The organism is Streptomyces sp. V2I9, assembly GCF_030817475.1.
GTDB lineage: Bacteria > Actinomycetota > Actinomycetes > Streptomycetales > Streptomycetaceae > Streptomyces.
On sequence record NZ_JAUSZJ010000002.1, the window covers coordinates 4683966 to 4700388 of the forward strand.

Annotated in this window: 11 protein-coding genes; 9 read left to right on the forward strand and 2 right to left on the reverse strand. The window is 74.4% G+C overall.

Annotated elements, in window-relative coordinates:
• The first annotated feature begins 1 nt into the window (after position 1).
• The 8 genes from QFZ71_RS20785 (at position 2) to moeZ (ending at position 10613) form a co-directional block, all read left to right on the forward strand.
• Entirely contained in the window at positions 2–994 is a 993-nt protein-coding gene (locus tag QFZ71_RS20785) for an ABC transporter permease (protein WP_307669689.1), read from the forward strand.
• Positions 991–1980 carry an ABC transporter permease gene (locus QFZ71_RS20790; protein WP_307669690.1) on the forward strand — a complete coding sequence of 330 codons (990 nt, stop codon included), beginning with the start codon at positions 991–993 and terminating at the stop codon, positions 1978–1980. The genes QFZ71_RS20785 and QFZ71_RS20790 overlap by 4 nt, the downstream gene beginning before the upstream one ends.
• On the forward strand, positions 1977–3710 hold the full coding sequence (locus QFZ71_RS20795) for an ABC transporter ATP-binding protein (RefSeq protein ID WP_307669691.1): 1734 nt from the start codon (positions 1977–1979) through the stop codon (positions 3708–3710). Before QFZ71_RS20790 ends, QFZ71_RS20795 begins: the two co-directional genes overlap by 4 nt.
• Before the next feature lie 190 nt (positions 3711–3900).
• Positions 3901–5874: a DUF3492 domain-containing protein gene (locus QFZ71_RS20800; RefSeq protein WP_307669692.1), complete on the forward strand. Its 1974-nt coding sequence runs from the start codon at positions 3901–3903 to the stop codon at positions 5872–5874.
• A 243-nt stretch (positions 5875–6117) separates the two neighbouring features.
• Positions 6118–7320, forward strand: coding sequence for a hypothetical protein (locus tag QFZ71_RS20805; RefSeq protein ID WP_307669693.1), 1203 nt, complete (start codon positions 6118–6120; stop codon positions 7318–7320).
• Positions 7321–7557: 237 nt separating this feature from the next.
• The gene (locus QFZ71_RS20810; RefSeq protein ID WP_030277704.1) at positions 7558–8523 is read left to right on the forward strand and encodes an NAD(P)-dependent oxidoreductase; all 966 of its coding nucleotides are present in this window, start codon (positions 7558–7560) and stop codon (positions 8521–8523) included.
• Complete coding sequence (locus QFZ71_RS20815; protein WP_307669694.1) at positions 8511–9335, forward strand: spherulation-specific family 4 protein; 825 nt, start codon at positions 8511–8513, stop codon at positions 9333–9335. Before QFZ71_RS20810 ends, QFZ71_RS20815 begins: the two co-directional genes overlap by 13 nt.
• A gap of 99 nt (positions 9336–9434) precedes the next feature.
• Positions 9435–10613 carry an adenylyltransferase/sulfurtransferase MoeZ gene (gene moeZ, locus QFZ71_RS20820; RefSeq protein ID WP_307669695.1) on the forward strand — a complete coding sequence of 393 codons (1179 nt, stop codon included), beginning with the start codon at positions 9435–9437 and terminating at the stop codon, positions 10611–10613.
• A 94-nt stretch (positions 10614–10707) separates the two neighbouring features.
• Here moeZ and QFZ71_RS20825 read toward each other — a convergent pair whose 3' ends face one another.
• Complete coding sequence (locus QFZ71_RS20825; RefSeq protein ID WP_307669696.1) at positions 10708–12300, reverse strand: alpha/beta hydrolase; 1593 nt, start codon at positions 12298–12300, stop codon at positions 10708–10710.
• 262 nt (positions 12301–12562) lie between these two features.
• Positions 12563–15514: a lysylphosphatidylglycerol synthase transmembrane domain-containing protein gene (locus QFZ71_RS20830; RefSeq protein ID WP_307669697.1), complete on the reverse strand. Its 2952-nt coding sequence runs from the start codon at positions 15512–15514 to the stop codon at positions 12563–12565.
• 221 nt (positions 15515–15735) lie between these two features.
• Here QFZ71_RS20830 and QFZ71_RS20835 point away from each other — a divergent pair, with 221 nt between their 5' ends.
• Positions 15736–16230 carry an MGMT family protein gene (locus QFZ71_RS20835; protein ID WP_307669698.1) on the forward strand — a complete coding sequence of 165 codons (495 nt, stop codon included), beginning with the start codon at positions 15736–15738 and terminating at the stop codon, positions 16228–16230.
• Positions 16231–16423: the final 193 nt, after the last annotated feature.

Here is a 16423-nt window from a genome sequence, read left to right on the forward strand (position 1 = left end):
CATGTCCGAAGCCCTGTCGGTCCAGAAGGCGGGAGCGGCGCCGGCCGCCGCCCCCGCCACCGGGGCCCGGTCGTTCCGGCGGAGGCTGCGCGCCCAGCGCGCCGCCTCCGCCGCGGCCCTCGTCGTCCTCCTGCTCGTCCTGGTCGCCCTCGCCGCGCCGCTGCTCACCGCCCTGGCGGGCCAGGACCCGAACACCTACCACCCCGACCTCGTCGACTCGGCGGCCGGCGGCGTCCCCCTCGGCTCCTTCGGCGGCATCAGCGGTGAGCACTGGCTCGGCGTCGAACCGCAGACCGGCCGCGACCTGTTCGCCCGCGTGGTGTACGGGGCGCGGGTCTCGCTCGGCGTCGCCCTCGTGGCCACCCTCCTCCAGGTCGCCCTCGGCACGGTCATCGGGCTCGCCGCCGCCCTCGGCAACCGCCGGCTCGACCAGCTCCTCGGCCGGATCACCGACATCAACGTCGCCCTGCCGGTCATGGTCATCGCCCTGGCGCTCCTGGCGATCGTCCCCGAGACCTTCCCCCGGCCCGTGCTCATCGCCCTGGTCATCGGAGGCATCGGCTGGTCCGGCACGTCGAAGATCGTGCGCGCCCAGGCGCTCACCCTGAAGTCCCTCGACTTCGTCGCGGCGGCCCGGCTCAGCGGTCGCGGCACCTGGTCCGTCGCCCGCCGCGAACTGCTGCCCTCGCTCGCCGCGCCCGTCATCACGTACGCGGCCCTCGCCTTCCCGGCCAACATCACCGTCGAGGCGGCCCTGTCCTTCCTCGGCGTCGGCATCCAACCGCCCACCCCGTCCTGGGGGCAGATGCTCACCGAGGCCGACACCTGGTACCAGGCCGCCCCCACGTATCTTCTGATCCCCGCCGGGCTCCTCTTCGTCACCGTCCTCGCGCTCACCGTCCTCGGCGAGGGCGTGCGCACCGCACTCGACCCGCGCGCCGCCTCCCGGCTCCGGGTGGGCACCGGCGCCACCGGGAAGGGGGAGACCACGTGACCGGCTTCCTGCTCCGGCGGCTCGGCGGGGCCGTCCTCGTCCTGCTCGCCCTCACCGTCGTCCTCTACGCGGTCTTCTACGTGGCCCCCGGCGACGTCGCCCAGATCGCCTGCGGACCGCGCTGCTCGCCCGCCCAGGTCGCCCAGGTCACCGAGCAACTGCGGCTGGACGACCCGGTGTACGTGCAGTACGCCCACTTCCTCCAGGGCATCGTCGCCGGACGGGACTTCTCCACCGGCACCGGCACCGAGCACTGCGCGATGCCCTGCCTCGGCGTCAGCTACCAGTCCGACCAGCAGGTCACCCGGCTCATCCTGGCCAAGCTCCCGGTGACCGGCTCCCTGGTGATCGGCGCGTTCGCGGGCTGGCTGCTGCTCGGCGTCGGCACCGGCGTGCTCTCCGTCCTGCGGCGCGGCCGGCTCACCGAACGCGTGCTGACCTGGCTGACCCTGGCCGGCTCCGCCACCCCGGTCTTCGTCGTCGGACTGCTGCTCATCATCCTGTTCTGCTCCACCCTCCAATGGCTGCCCGCCCCCTCCTACGTCCCCTTCACCGAGGACCCCGAACAGTGGGCCTGGGGGCTGCTGCTGCCCTGGACGTCCCTGGCGCTCATCGAGTCCGCCAAGTACGCCCGCCTCACCCGCAGCGCCATGCTGGAGACCCTCGCCGAAGACCATGTGCGCACGTTCCGCGCGTACGGGGTCGGGGAACGGGCCGTCCTCGGCCGCCACGCGCTGCGGGGCGCGGTGGCTCCCGTCATCGCGCTGAGCGCCCTGGACCTCGGCACGATGTTCGGCGGCGCGGTGCTCACCGAATCCCTCTTCGGCATTCCCGGCATCGGGCGCGAACTCGTCCACGCGGTCAAGGTCGTCGACCTGCCCGTCGTGGTCGGGATGGTGCTGGTGACCGGGTTCTTCGTCGTCCTCGCCAACGCCGTCGCGGACCTCCTGTACGCGCTGGCCGACCGACGGGTGGTCCTGTCATGACCCCACACCCCGAGCCCCCGGCCGGGTCCCCCGGCGTCACCGGCCGCCCGGCCGAGGCCGACGGGCCCACCCCCCTGGTCGACGTCACCGATCTCACCGTCGAGTTCGGGCCGGTGAAGGCCGTCGACCGGCTCTCCTTCACCCTGGAGGCGGGCGGCGCGCTGGGCGTGGTGGGGGAGTCCGGTTCCGGCAAGAGCGCCGCCGCCCACGCCCTGCTCGGCCTCCACCGGAACACCGGCGCCCGCGTCGGCGGAAGCGTCCGCGTCGCCGGTACGGACGTGAACGCGGCCGACGACCGGGCGCTGCGGGCGCTGCGGGGCGCGAAGGCCGCCGTGGTCTTCCAGGACCCGCTGTCCTCGCTCGACCCGTACCACCCCGTCGGCGACCAGATCGCCGAGGTGTACCGGGTCCACCGCCCCGTCTCCCGCAAGGCCGCCCGCGCCCGCGCGGTGGAGGTGCTGGACCGGGTCGGCATCCCGCACGCCGCCCGCCGCTCCCGGCTGCGCCCGCACGAGTTCTCCGGCGGCATGCGGCAACGCGCCCTCATCGCGATGGCGCTCGCCTGCGAACCGCGCCTGCTCATCGCGGACGAGCCGACCACCGCCCTCGACGTCACCGTCCAGGCCCAGATCCTGGACCTGCTGCACGATCTGCGCCACGAGACGGGCATGGGTCTGCTGCTGGTCACCCATGACGTGGGCGTGGCGGCGGAGAGCGTGGACGACGTCCTCGTGATGCGGCGCGGTACGGAGGTGGAACGCGGCCCCGTCGCCCGCGTGCTGTCCACGCCGCGTGCCCCGTACACGAAGGAACTGCTGGCGGCCGTGCCGCGCGTGGAGGCGCGCCGGGCCGTGCCGGTGCCGGTGGCCCGTGCCGCCGGGGACGCGCCGCCCGTGGCCGGAGCGCGGGACGCGGCGCCGCTGCTCGAAGCCGTGGACCTGCGGCGCGCGTTCGGGCGGGGGAGCGGGCGGGTCGCGGCCGTGGACGGGGTCTCGCTCACCGTGCGCGCCGGGGAGACGCTCGGCATCGTGGGCGAGAGCGGCAGCGGCAAGACCACCCTCGGGCGGATGCTGGTCCGGCTGCTCGACCCCACGGCGGGCCGCCTCCGCTACCGGGGCAGGGAGATCGGCGCGCTGTCGGAGAAGGAGCTGAGGCCCTTCCGCCGCGAGCTCCAGATGGTCTTCCAGGACCCCGTGGCCTCCCTCAACCCCCGCCGCTCGGTGGGGGAGTCCGTGGCCGATCCGCTCCGGGCCGCCGGGGAGCGCGACGAGGGGCGGGTCCGGGCCCGGGTGGGCGCGCTCCTGGAACGCGTCGGGCTGGAACCGGCGCACTTCGAGCGCTACCCGCACGAGTTCAGCGGCGGACAGCGCCAGCGCGTCGGGATCGCCCGCGCCCTGGCCGCGGAGCCGAGGCTGATCGTCTGCGACGAACCGGTCTCCGCCCTGGACGTCACCACCCAGGCCCAGGTCGTCGCCCTGCTCGCCGAGCTCCAGCGGGAGCTGGGCATCGGCCTGGTCTTCATCGCCCACGACCTCGCCGTGGTCCGGCAGGTCAGTGACCGGGTCGCCGTGATGCGCCGGGGCGTGATCGTCGAGCAGGGCGAGGCCGACGAGGTGTACGCGGACCCCCGCGACCCGTACACACGGCAGCTCCTGGCGGCCGTGCCCGCCCTCGACCCCGGCCTCGCGGCGGCCCGCCGGGCGGCCCGGAGGGAGCTGGCCCGAGCCTGACCCTCCGTAACATCCGGCCGCCCTACCGCGACAGAACGCGACCGGGCCGGGAAAGTTACGCCGGTTCACCCCTTTCGGTGGCGCGACGGACAACCGTCCGTCGCGCCACCGATGTATCCGCTTACGGTCTTCCCGCTGCGAGTCGCCATTTCAACGGTGGCCGCCCACACGGGAGATCGGGGGTGTATTCGTGCGGATCGGACTGCTCACCGACGGTGGTTATCCGTATGCGACCGGTGAGTCCGGACTCTGGTGCGACCGACTGGTGCACGGGCTGCCGCAGCACGAGTTCGACCTGTTCGCCCTGAGCCGCTCCGCCCACCAGGAGGACCAGGGCTGGGTCCGGCTGCCGCACCATGTCAGCCGCGTGCGCACCGCCCCCCTGTGGACCCCCGACGACGGCACCCTGCGCGGCAGCGGCGAACGCGGCCTGCTGGCCCGGCTGGTGACCGGGGGCGAGCAGTCCTACGGACGGCGCGACCGACGGCGCTTCGCCGACCACCTCGCCGCCCTGGCCGCCGCGGTCTGCACCCCCGACGAGCCCGGCACCGCAGCGGGCACGGGCCCCGGCGCCGAGCTGTTCGCCGAAGGGCTGTACGGACTCGCCGAGCTGACCCGCGAACGCGGCGGACTCCACCTCGCCCTGCGTTCCGAGGCCGCCGTACGCATCCTGGAGGCCGCCTCCCGAGCCCGCGGCACCGGCCGCACCGTGCAGAGCGCCACCGTCCCCGACCTGCTCGCCTTCGCCGCCGAGCTGGAGCGCGCGCTGCGCCCGCTCTCGCTGGACTGGTACGACCGGGAGAGCCTGGGCGCGGTCGATCTCTGCCACGCCGCCTCCGGCGGTGCGGCCGCCCTGCCGGGCCTCCTGGCCAAACGCTTCTTCGGGGTGCCGCTGCTGGTCACCGAGCACGGCGTCCCGCTGCGCGCGCACTATCTGACGTCCTCCGACACCGCGTACGGAGCCCCCGTGCGCGCCCTTCTCGCCGGGTTCCACGGCCGCCTCGCCACCGAGGTCTACCGGCAGGCCGCACTCATCACCCCCGGCAACATCCACGTCCGCCGCTGGCAGCGGCGGTGCGGAGCCGACCCCGCCAGGCAGCGCACGGTCCATCCGGGCATGGCCGCCGAACGGTTCGGCCCGCTCGGTGAGGACGCGGAGCGCCTCGACGCCACGGGCGGGCGCGACGGTGCGGGCGGCCCGGACACCCTGGTCTGGGTCGGCCGGATCGAGCCCGCCAAGGACCTGAGCACCCTCCTGCACGCCTTCGCGGAGGTCCGCCGCGCCGAGCCGGACGCCCGGCTGCGCGTCTTCGGGGCCCCGGTGGAGGGCGACGAGGCGGCCGCCGCCCACCTCGCCCGCTGCAAGGCCCTGGCCGCCCGGCTCTTTCCGGGCGGGGGCACGGGCGGGGGCACCGGCACGGACGGGAGCGGGAGGTCCGGCGCCGGGGACGTCGGGGCGGTCACCTTCGAGGAGGTCGGCGGGCCGGACGGGCCCGACCTCGCGGAGGCGTACGGCGCGGGCGGGGTGATCGTGCTGTCGAGCACGGTCGAGGGCTTCCCGGTCGGTCTCGTCGAAGCCATGTTCTGCGGCCGGGCCACCGTCTCCACCGACGTGGGCGCGGTCGTCGAGGTCATCGGCGGCACCGGTCTGGTGGTGCCCCCGCGCAACCCCGGAGCGCTCGCGGACGCCTGCGTGGCGCTGCTGCGCGACCCCGAGCGCCGTGCGCGCCTGGGCGCGGCGGCGCGCGCCCGCGCACTCGAACTCTTCACCGTCGAACAGAACCTCGCGGCCTTTCGCGCCATCTACCTGGAGCTGATGTCGCGCACCCCGGTACGCCGCGAGGCGGACACGCTGGACGCCCACGGCGACCCCCTGCCGTTCGCCACCCCTCCGGAGGCGCACCTCCCCGGACCGTGGGCCCGGACGGGGGCGTGCCTCGGGGCGGCAGCGGCCGGAGCGACCGGGGAGGGAACGGAGTCCGGGGCGGGGAAGCGCTCGGACCGGGACCGGCTCCGGGGCCCGGCCACGGGGCCGGTCCCGGCCGCCGGCGGCATCCGGCTGCCGGACCGGTCCGGCGAGCCCGAGCCGCAGCACACACGGGGGCCGGAGCCCGAGGGCGTCTGCGCGGTCGCGGTGGGACCGGCGGGGAGCGGCGATGCGTGACCGGCCACCGAGCGACCGTCCCGGCCGCCCCGGTCCCGGAAGCGGCCCCGGCCGGGCAACCGGCTCCGACTCCGGCCCCGGCCGCCCCGGCCGGGCGACCGCCTTCGGCTCCGACGCCGCCTCCGACCTCGGCCCCGCAGCCCGTAGCCGTCCCGAAGGCGGGCCCCGTCCCGCACCCCGCCCCCGTCCCGACCACGTAACCCCCCGCGGCCCCGCGGCCCGCCCCGATCACGGAGACGTTCGATGACCCGTCCGGACGACCCGGCGACCCCCGCCGGCGCTGAGCGGCCCGTGTCCGCGCCGGAGCGGCCCGCGGAGATCGTGCCGCGCGGCACGGCGCGGCGGAACTCCGCCACCGCCCGCCGCGGTCCGGCCGACCCGGTGACGTCCCTGCTGCGCCACCACCGCGACCTGTGCAAACGGGCCGTGGACCCGCTGGAGATCGCCGCCGGTCTGGAGGCGCACGGCCTGACCGACCGCACCGCCGCCCGCTACCGCCACCGGGACGTCTTCGCCCTCGCCGAGGAGCTGTACGCCCGCATACCGCCCCGAGCCCACCGGCCCGCGCCGGACGGGCCGCCGCCCGGCCCGCCCGGACCCGGTCCCGGCACCGAGGCGTGGGCCGCCTGGACGCTGCTCGCGCTGCTCCCCGGAGCCGCCTGCCTGGCGACCGCCGGGGCGCTCCGGGTCACCGAGGGCGTCCTCGGGGACGGTACGCGGGCCCTCGTCACCGCCGTCGGCGCCCTGCTGGCCTGCCTGGCGCTCCGCGCCTGCCTGGGGCGCGGGCCCCTGCGCGCCCCTGAAGGAGCGGGACGCGCCGGGCTGTACGGCTGCTGGCTGCTGAGCTACGCGGTGTACGGCGAGGGACTGCTCGCCCAGGTCATGACGGGTGGGCCGGACGGTCCGTGGGGCGGTACCCCCGCCCCCCTGCTCGGCCTCGCCGCCGCGGTGGCCCCGGCAGCCTGGTGTGCTCACCTCTTCACCGTCCGCGCGCACCGCAAACTGGCCGGCAGCCGCGCCCTGGAGGAGTTCGGCGCGGGCGTGCGCCCGCTGCTGCTCGCCGCCGTGACCCTGTTCCTCGGCGCCCTGCTGCCCCTGCTGTACCTGGCCGACCTGGGCCTCGGCGGAGGCGGCACGACCGTCGCGGCGGTCGCCCTCGGGGTCCTGTTCTTCGTGGCCCGGCTGCTCGCCGCGCACGGGCTGCCGGAGCCCGGCACGGTCGCGCTCGCCGCGGCCTGCGCCGTCGAGGCCGCCGCCCCTTCCCTCGTCCTCTCCGCCCGGCTGCCCGGACTCGAACCCCTTGCCCAACCGGTGAACGCCGTCGTCTCGGCGGGCGGGACCGGGGCCGTGGCCGCCCTCGCCTGCGGCGCGGCCGCCCTCGGCCTGCTGCTGTACGCCTCCCTCGCGCTCTCACGGGCCTCCGCGCACACCCACACCGGGACCTGAGCCGCCGACACACCGACGTACCGACGTCCCGGCTCGCCCTCCCCGGAGCCCGCCCGACACGCACCACCGCCCCCCACCCACGAGCCGCTCCACCCGTTCCACCCGCTTCACTCCCGCGGAGCCGACGCCGCGGGCCTTCCCCCTCCGTACGACCTGCTGACCGACCTAGGAGAAACCCGCCATGACCCCCCAATCCCCCGCACCGGCAGTGAGCCGTCGGCACCGAGGCGGTGCGCGATGAGGGTGCTGCTGCTCGGAGCCAACGGATTCCTCGGCCGCTTCGTCGCCGACCGGCTGCTCGCCGACCCCGCCGTCCACCTCACGGCCCTCGGACGCGGCGACGACGCCGACGTCCGGTTCGACCTCGCGGGCGGCAGCCCCGGAGCGCTCACCCGCTTCCTGGACGCCGTCCACCCCGGAGTCGTCGTCAACTGCGCGGGCGCCACCCGCGGCGGCGCCCGTGACCTCACCCGCCACAACACCGTCGCCGTCGCCACCGTCTGCGAGGCCCTGCGCCGCAGCGGCTGCGGCGCCCGGCTCGTCCAGGTCGGCTGCGCCTCCGAGTACGGGCCCTCACAGCCCGGCTCCTCCACCGCCGAGGACGCGGTCCCGCGCCCCGGCGGCCCGTACGGCGTCAGCAAACTCGCCGCCACCGAACTCGTCCTCGGCTCCGGCCTCGACGCCGTCGTGCTGCGGGTCTTCTCCCCGGTCGGCCCCGGCACCCCGGCCGGCTCCCCGCTCGGCCGGCTCGCCGAGGCGATGCGTCGCGCCATGCAGGCGGGCGACGGCGAGCTGAAGCTCAGCGGGCTCGGCGTGCAGCGGGACTTCGTCGACGTACGGGACGTGGCGCGGGCCGTGCACGCCGCCTCGCTCTCCGCCGCGCAGGGCGTCGTCAACATCGGCACCGGGCGCGCCGTCCGGCTCCGCGACGCGGCCGCCGTCCTGGCGCGGGTCGCCGGTTACGCGGGCGCGCTCCACGAACTGGACGGGCCGCCCCCGCGCCTGCCCATCGGGGCACCGCGCACCTCCGCCGAGTCCGTCATGGAACACCTCTCCGCCACCCCGTCCCCGTACCCCGACGGCTGCGGCGCCTGGCAGCAGGCCGACGTCCGCACCGCGCGGGACCGGCTCGGCTGGCGGCCCCGGATCAACCTGGAGGAGTCCCTCGCGGACATCTGGATGGAGGCGGCGTGCCGTATCTGACCGCCCCCGCCGACGCCCGCCGCACCGCGGGGGGCGAACAGCTCGGCTTCGGTGTTCCGGGCTACGCCCACCCGCTGCTCGCCCCCGCCGAATGGGCCGAGCTGGCCCGCCCCGGCACGCCGCTCCACTGGGCCGTCCTCAACATCGCCGACGGTCCCGGCTCCCGGCCCGACCCGCACTGCCTGGAGGCGGCCGGCCGGCTGCGCAACGCCCGTGAGCGGGCCCTGCACGGTGAGGCCCCGGACGACAGCGTCCGGGCCTCAGGCGGCAGGCTGCTGGGCCATCTCGACCTGGCCCACGGCGAGCGGCCCTTCGACGAACTGGTCGCGGACGCCCGGTCGTTCATCGACTGGTACCGGATCGGCGGCTTCTACCTCGCCCGCTGCCCCGGCGAGCGGGCCGGGCTGCCCGCCGTCCGCCGGCTCACCGGCACGCTCCACGCGCTGCTCGCGGAGAGCGACAGCGCGGACGACGGGGGCCGGCTGGTGCTGGGCCACGGCTTCCAGCCGTACCCCGGATACGCGGAGGCGGCCGATCAACTGGTCACCTTCCAGGGGCACTGGACCGACTACCGCTGGTCGCAGGTGGCCGAGTGGACGGCCGACTACCCGCCGGAGCGGTTCGCCCACTTCGTGCACGGGGTCCCGCGCACCCATCTGGAGGAGGCCATGCGCATCGCCCGCTGGCAGGGGGCCGGGACGATCTTCTTCACGGACCGGGACGACCGGAACGGGCAAAGCGACCCATACGCGACCCTGCCCAGGTACTGGGACGAAATCGTCTCGCGGATCGGACCTGGTATCTCGGAATGAGAAGGGGCGTGGCAGTGTTACGGGGAGAACAACCGTACGTAGCCGACCGTAAGAGGCCGGTCCGCGTAAACTCCGACCACCTGCATTGTTGAGGTTCCTGTGTCGCTGCCACCCCTGGTCGAGCCAGCTGCTGAGCTCACCGTCGACGAGGTCCGCAGGTACTCCCGCCACCTGATCATCCCGGATGTCGGGATGGACGGACAGAAGCGTCTGAAGAACGCCAAGGTGCTGTGCGTCGGCGCCGGCGGCCTCGGTTCGCCGGCTCTGATGTACCTGGCCGCGGCCGGTGTCGGCACGCTGGGCATCATCGAGTTCGACGAGGTCGACGAGTCGAACCTGCAGCGTCAGATCATCCACAGCCAGGCCGACATCGGCCGCTCCAAGGCGCAGTCGGCCAGGGACTCGGTGCTGGGGATCAACCCGTACGTGAACGTGATCCTCCACGAGACGCGGCTCGAGGCCGAGAACGTGCTGGAGATCTTCGCGCAGTACGACCTGATCGTGGACGGCACGGACAACTTCGCCACCCGCTATCTCGTCAACGACGCCGCGGTGCTGCTGAACAAGCCGTACGTGTGGGGGTCGATCTACCGGTTCGACGGCCAGGCGTCCGTGTTCTGGTCCGAGCACGGGCCCTGCTACCGCTGCCTCTACCCGGAGCCCCCGCCGCCGGGCATGGTCCCCTCCTGCGCCGAGGGCGGCGTGCTCGGCGTGCTCTGCGCGTCGGTCGGCTCCATCCAGGTCACCGAGGCCATCAAGCTGCTCGCCGGCGTGGGCGACCCCCTGGTCGGCCGGCTGATGATCTACGACGCCCTGGAGATGCAGTACCGCCAGGTCAAGGTGCGCAAGGACCCCGACTGCGCGGTCTGCGGCGAGAACCCCACCGTCACCGAACTCATCGACTACGAGGCCTTCTGCGGCGTCGTCTCCGAGGAGGCCCAGGAGGCGGCGGCCGGAGCCACGATCACCCCCAAGCAGCTCAAGGAGTGGATCGACGGCGACGAGAAGATCGAGATCATCGACGTCCGCGAGCCGAACGAGTACGAGATCGTCTCGATCCCCGGCGCCAAGCTGATCCCGAAGAACGAGTTCCTCATGGGCACCGCCCTCCAGGACCTCCCGCAGGACAAGCGCATCGTCCTGCACTGCAAGACGGGCGTCCGCAGCGCCGAGGTCCTCGCGGTCCTCAAGTCCGCGGGCTTCGCCGACGCGGTGCACGTGGGCGGCGGCGTGATCGGCTGGGTCAACCAGATCGAGCCCGAGAAGCCGGTGTACTAGGCGCGCCCGGCAGTACGTACGGAAGGGGCCCGGACCGCACAGTGCGGTCCGGGCCCCTTCCGCGTGGCGGCCGCGGACGATGCCGCCGCGCGGGTCAGCCGCAGACCGTACCGGACCCGGGCGTCTTCCCGTCCACCAGGTAGTCGTCCACCGCGCGTTGCACACACGCGTCCTTGCTGTTGTACGCCCCGTGTCCCTCGCCCTTGTAGGTCAGCTCGACGCCGACGCCCTTGCCCAGCTTCTCCACCATCGCCTTCGCGCCCGCGTACGGGGTCGCCGGGTCGCCGGTGTTGCCGATGACCAGGATCGGGGCGGAGCCCGCGGCGCTGACGTCCGGGGTCTGCCAGGCGCCCGCGACCGGCCAGCCGGTGCAGCCCATCAGGCCCCAGCCCAGGTACTCCCCGAACAGCGGGGACGCCTTCCGGAAGGCGGGCAGCGCCGCCTTCGTCTGCTCCAGGGAGAAGCGCTCCTTGCTGTCGGCGCAGTTGATGGCGATGTTGGCGGCGTTGGAGTTGTCGTACCGTCCGTCCTCGGAGCGGCCGTTGAGCGAGTCGGCCAGTGCCAGCAGCAGCCCGCCGTCATCGCCGCCCGCCTCGTCCAGACCCTGCTCCAGCAGCGGCCAGGTCTCCTTGGAGTAGAGCGCGGACGCGATGCCGGTGGTGGCCAGCGTCTGCGTCAGCGCCCGGTCGCCGAGCCCGTCGACGGGCTGCTCCTCCAACGCGTCCAGCAGATCGGCGATGCCCTGCTCGACCTCCTGCTGGGTGGCTCCCGGCAGGGCGCAGTCGTCGCGTTCCGCGCAGTCCTTCGTGAAGTTGTCCAGGGCGAGCTGGAACCCCTCGGCCTGCCCGAGTGCGGACTGTTCGGTGTTCTTCGTGGGATCGACCACCGCGTCGAAGACGGCCCGGCCGACCTTGTCCGGGAAGAGGTGGGCGTACACGCCGCCCAGCTCGGTGCCGTACGAGATGCCGAAGTAGTGCAGCTTCTCGTCACCCAGCACCGTGCGCATCAGGTCCATGTCGCGGGCGGCGTTCGTCGTGCCCACGAAGGGGAGTTCCTTCCCGGAGTTGTCCTCGCAGTCCGCGATGTAGTCCTTCTGGCCCTGGACGAACTGCTTCTCCTCGGCCGCGTCGTCCGGGGTGGAGTCCTCCTGGTAGAAGGCGTCCAGCTGGGCGTCGTCCGCACACTCCACGCCCTCGCTGCGACCCACCCCGCGCGGGTCGAAGCTGACCAGGTCGTACCGGGTGCGGAGCTTGTCGTACTCGGTGCCGAACGCGGGCAGCGTTGCGACGCCGGACGCGCCGGGCCCGCCGAAGTTGAACACCAGCGAGCCGATCCGCCGCTTCCGGTCCTTGGCCTTCGCCCGGACCAGCGCCAGCTCGATCGTGCGGCCGTCCGGCTTCGCGTAGTCGAGGGGCACGTCCATGAAGGAGCACTCCCAGACCACGCCGCCGGGCAGCGGGGACGGCGACTCGCCGCCGCCCTGGGAGGTGTTCGGTGGCGGACACGGCGACCAGTCGAGCTTCTGCGAGGCCAGCTCGTCGGCGGTCGAGGACGGCGAGGCGGTCGAGGCCCCGGTCGGTGTCGAGCCGCCGTCCCCGTCGCCCTCGTCCGAACAGGCGGCCAGCGGCAGCAGCACGGTGGCGGTGGCGGCGAGGGCAGCGGCACGCAGCACGGGGGAAGTCCTCATGCCCCCATCGTGGGGCGGGCCGCCGGGGAGCGCGGCCGGGCGCGGTCCATGCGGGTGGCACCCCCCGCGTCCGCGCGCTCGGAGCCACCGTGTTCGCACGCGGGCCCGGACCGCCCTGCTCGAACGCGGGCCCCGACCACCGTGCTCGCGCGCGGACCCGGAGCCACCGCCCCTCGCCCGAGCCGTGCCGCCTTCGCGGACGCGCCGGTGCCACCGCCTTCACGCGGGCGGCGCGGCTACCGGCCCCGTACCCCCGCCCGGATCACAGTTCGCCCTTACGGGTGAGCTGGTTGAAGGCGAGCCACCCCGGCAGCACCGGCAGCCACAGCGTCATCACGCGGTACAGCAGCACCGCCGGCGCCGCGACCTCCTTCGGGAGCCCGACCGCGATCAGGCCCAGCGTCAGAGCCCCCTCGACCGCGCCCATGCCGCCGGGTGTCGGGGCGGCCGAGCCGAGCGCGTTCCCGGCGAGGAAGACCACCGCGATGCTCGCGTAGCTCAGCTGGGGGACGTCCGGACCGCTGAACGCCCGGATCGACGCGTCCAGGCAGAGCACGAACAAGCCGGTCAGCAGCAGCATGCCGCCGATGCCGGTGAGCAGCTTCTGCGGCCGCTGCACCACGTCCAGCATGCGCGGCACGACCCCGGCGAACAGCGACCGCACCCGCGTCACCACGAACTTCCGCAGGAACGGGATCGCCGTCACCACCAGCACCAGCACCGCGACCGTGAGCAGACCGGCGATGACGGTACGGGACGGGGTCAGCGAGTCCGGGGTCTTCTCCGTCCCCGTGAGATAGCCGAACAGCGCCAGCAGCATGATGTGGGCACCGAGCCCGAACAGCTGCGAGGCCCCGACGCTCGCCACCGCCAGACCGGGGCGCACCCCGGCGCGCTGGAGGAAGCGGGTGTTCAGCGCCACGCCCCCGACCGCGGCGGGCGCCACGATCTTCACGAACGAGCCGGCCACCTGCGCCTGCACGGTCTTCAGGAACGACACCCGCTCCGGCACGAAGCCCAGCAGGCTCATCGCCGCCGCCACGTAACTGAGGGCCGAGAAGCCGAGGGCGGCCGCCACCCAGCCCCATTCGGCCTGCTCCACGACCGTCCCGAAGTCGGCCTGGGTGACCTGCGAGATCAGGAAGTACGCGGCGATGGCCCCGGCGATGAAACTGAACAGGGTGCGCGGCTTGATCCGCTCCAGGCGGACCGGTTCGACCGGGGCCTGCGGGCGGATCAGCAGCACCTGACGGCGGATCTGGGCGAGCAGGTCCTCCTCGCGGGCTTCGTCCAGCGCCTCGTCGAGGGCGCGCTTCTCGGCCTGCTTCTCGTTCCGCAGCGTCTTGCGCTCCGCCTTGGCCTCCGCCTTCGCGTCCGCCTTGGACACCGCCCTGGACCCGGCACCGGTCCCTGCCTCACCGCCCGCCCGGCGGCTGTCGGCCCCGGCGTCCGCGCCCTGCCCGGCGGACGCCCCCGCAGCGGCTTCCACCTCGTCCAGCGCCTTGTCCTGCTTGGCGGTCCGGGACGCCTCCAGCGCCGCTTCCCGCTCGCGCTGCGAACGCTCGCGGGCGATCCGGCGCAGCGTGGCACGGGTGGAGCGGCTCAGCGCGATCGGCTGGAGCAGCGGCAGGCAGTCCGCCACCGCGTCCGGCCCGAGCACGGCCAGTGCCCCGGCGACCGAGCGCTCGGCGCCCACCCGCAGCCCCAGCGTCGTCAGCAGCTGGGCCACGTCCATCCGCAGCACCAGATCGCCGGCGGCGATCTCGCCGCCGCGCAGATCCGTCACGAACGCCCTGCCGGAACGGTCCACCAGGATGGCGTCACCGGTGAGTCTGCGGTGCGCGATCCGGCGCGACTGGAGGGCCTTCACCTGACGCCAGGCGCTGCGCACCAGGTCGTCGGTGATCTCCTCGTCCTCCAGCTGGTCCAGCGACCGGCCGCCGATGTGCTCGTAGACCAGCATCACCGCGTCCGGACCCAGTTCCGAGGTGGCGATCAGCTTGGGGGCGTTGGCTCCGGCGGCGATGGCCGCGTACGCGAGCAGCGCCTCCTGCTCCAGCGCCTGGCGCAGCGACTGGATGGAGCGCCGCTGGGTGAGCGTGCGCAGGGTGAGCCGTCGCCAGGCCCGGTAGAAGAACCCCTGGGCCTGCTGTTCCCGGTCGACGACGGTGACGTCCAGCGGCGGCCCGTCCTCCAGCGTGACCAGGTAGCGCCGCCCCCGGTCGCCCTGGTCGGCGTTGTCCTTGTCCGGTACGTCCTCGGCGCGCATCGCCGCGACCGGGCGGAAGCCCACGTGCCGCAGCCCCGCCATCAGGTGCTGGCCGGTGGGCCGGACGTTCGGCGAGCCGACCGCGTACAGCGTGCCGTAGGCCACCGTCCAGCCGATCAGCACGGTGAGGATGATCGAGAACGGTGTGGTGTACCCGCCGACCAGCATGGCGAACGCGTCGAGCAGCAGCACCACCCACAGCACCACGCGCCAGCGCGGCCGCCGCGCCATTCCGACCGCCGTCATGTACGCGATGACCGGCGCGAGATAGCCGTGCACCGGGTCGGTCAGCCCGCCGGACACCTGCTGCTGGGTCAGCGCGTCCTGGATGGAGCCGGGCGCGGTGCGCGAGACCCACAGGTCGGTGGCGAGCGTCACCCCGTGGGCGAGCACGGCGGCGAGGACTCCGTCCGCGATGCGCAGTCCGTCGCGTTTGATGAGGCGTTCGATGGCGAAGGCGACCGGCACCAGCAGCACCGCGATGCTGGACACCAGGCCGGCGATCTTGATCAGCAGATCGGGCGCCTGCTCGGTGCCCTTGGAGATGTCGTCCTCGAGGCCGGTGGTGGTGCCCTGCGCGAACGCCGCGATCGTGAACAGGACCGCGATCGCGAGCACCCCGATGAGCAGCCGCATCAGGTCGGAGGGACGGTGCACCCGCGCGGGGAGCAACGGCTCGTCCCCCGAGACGCGGTCGGACAGCGCGGCGTCGGCCGAGGAGAGCGTCGAACCCGTCAGGAGCCCGGTGGTGGACGCGGTGGGCCCGTCGTCACGGGGTGTCCCGGCGGACGGAGGGCCGGCGGAGCGGGGAGGACCGGGGGACGGGGCGGCCTCGGCATCGGGAGCCCCGGAGGGTCCGGGACCCCCGGAGGACCCGGAGCGATCGGAAGCGCCCCGGGGGCGCTCCCCGGCATCGGAGGCGTCCGCCGCCTTCGGTGGCTGCACGCCCTGCTCCTTCGTCGCCTCTGGTTCGTCTTCGTGTTCTGGTATCACCGGTCACCGCCCGCACGATGGTGGCACGGCCGGTGGCCGGAGGGAGGCATCAGGGTGCTTCGCACGCGCGCGGGATGCGCAACATACGCTCCTTTGCCCCCGCGCGCACCCTGTGTGCCGGGACGGGCACCGTTCCGGCCGGGCTGTCGGTGGCGTACGGCAGGATGGGACGGATGAGCCAGGACCAGACGGACGGGGGCGGCTCCGGCACCGCCCCGGCCGGTGCCGCGCCGCCGGAGTACGCGGAGCTGCCCGCCTACGCGGAGCGCGTCCTCGACGTGGCCGACCTCATCCCGCCCGGCCGGGTGATGACGTACGGCGACGTCGCGGAGTGGCTGGGCGAGGGCGGTCCCCGCCAGGTGGGCCGGGTCATGGCGCTGCACGGATCGGCGGTGCCGTGGTGGCGTGTCGTCCGTGCCGACGGGACCCTGCTCCCCGCCCACGAACTGCGGGCGCTGGAGCACTACCGCGCCGAGGGCACCCCGCTCCGCGAGGCGTCGCGCCACGCGGAAGGACACCTCCTGCGGCTCGACATGCGGCGCGCCCGCTGGGACGGAAGCGGCATGGATCCGGCCCTTGGCGGACCCGGTACGCCGTCGGGCGGCGGCGGACCCGATACGGATCAGCCGGCCGGACGGGGCGGTCGGGGCGGGGAAGCTCACATCTGACAGCTTCCGCCATCGGCCCCCGGCGGCAGCGGCCCGACGCGGCACGGAATCCGGCGGCGAACCGGGCGCGGGGCCCGAGAGGGACAGGGGCGGCGACCAGGGAGACAGCGGCGAAGGGAGCGGCGCCCCGTGGGACAGCGGCGAGGGCGACGGGGGCGGCGACCAGGGGGAGAGCGGTGAGGGGGACGGCGGA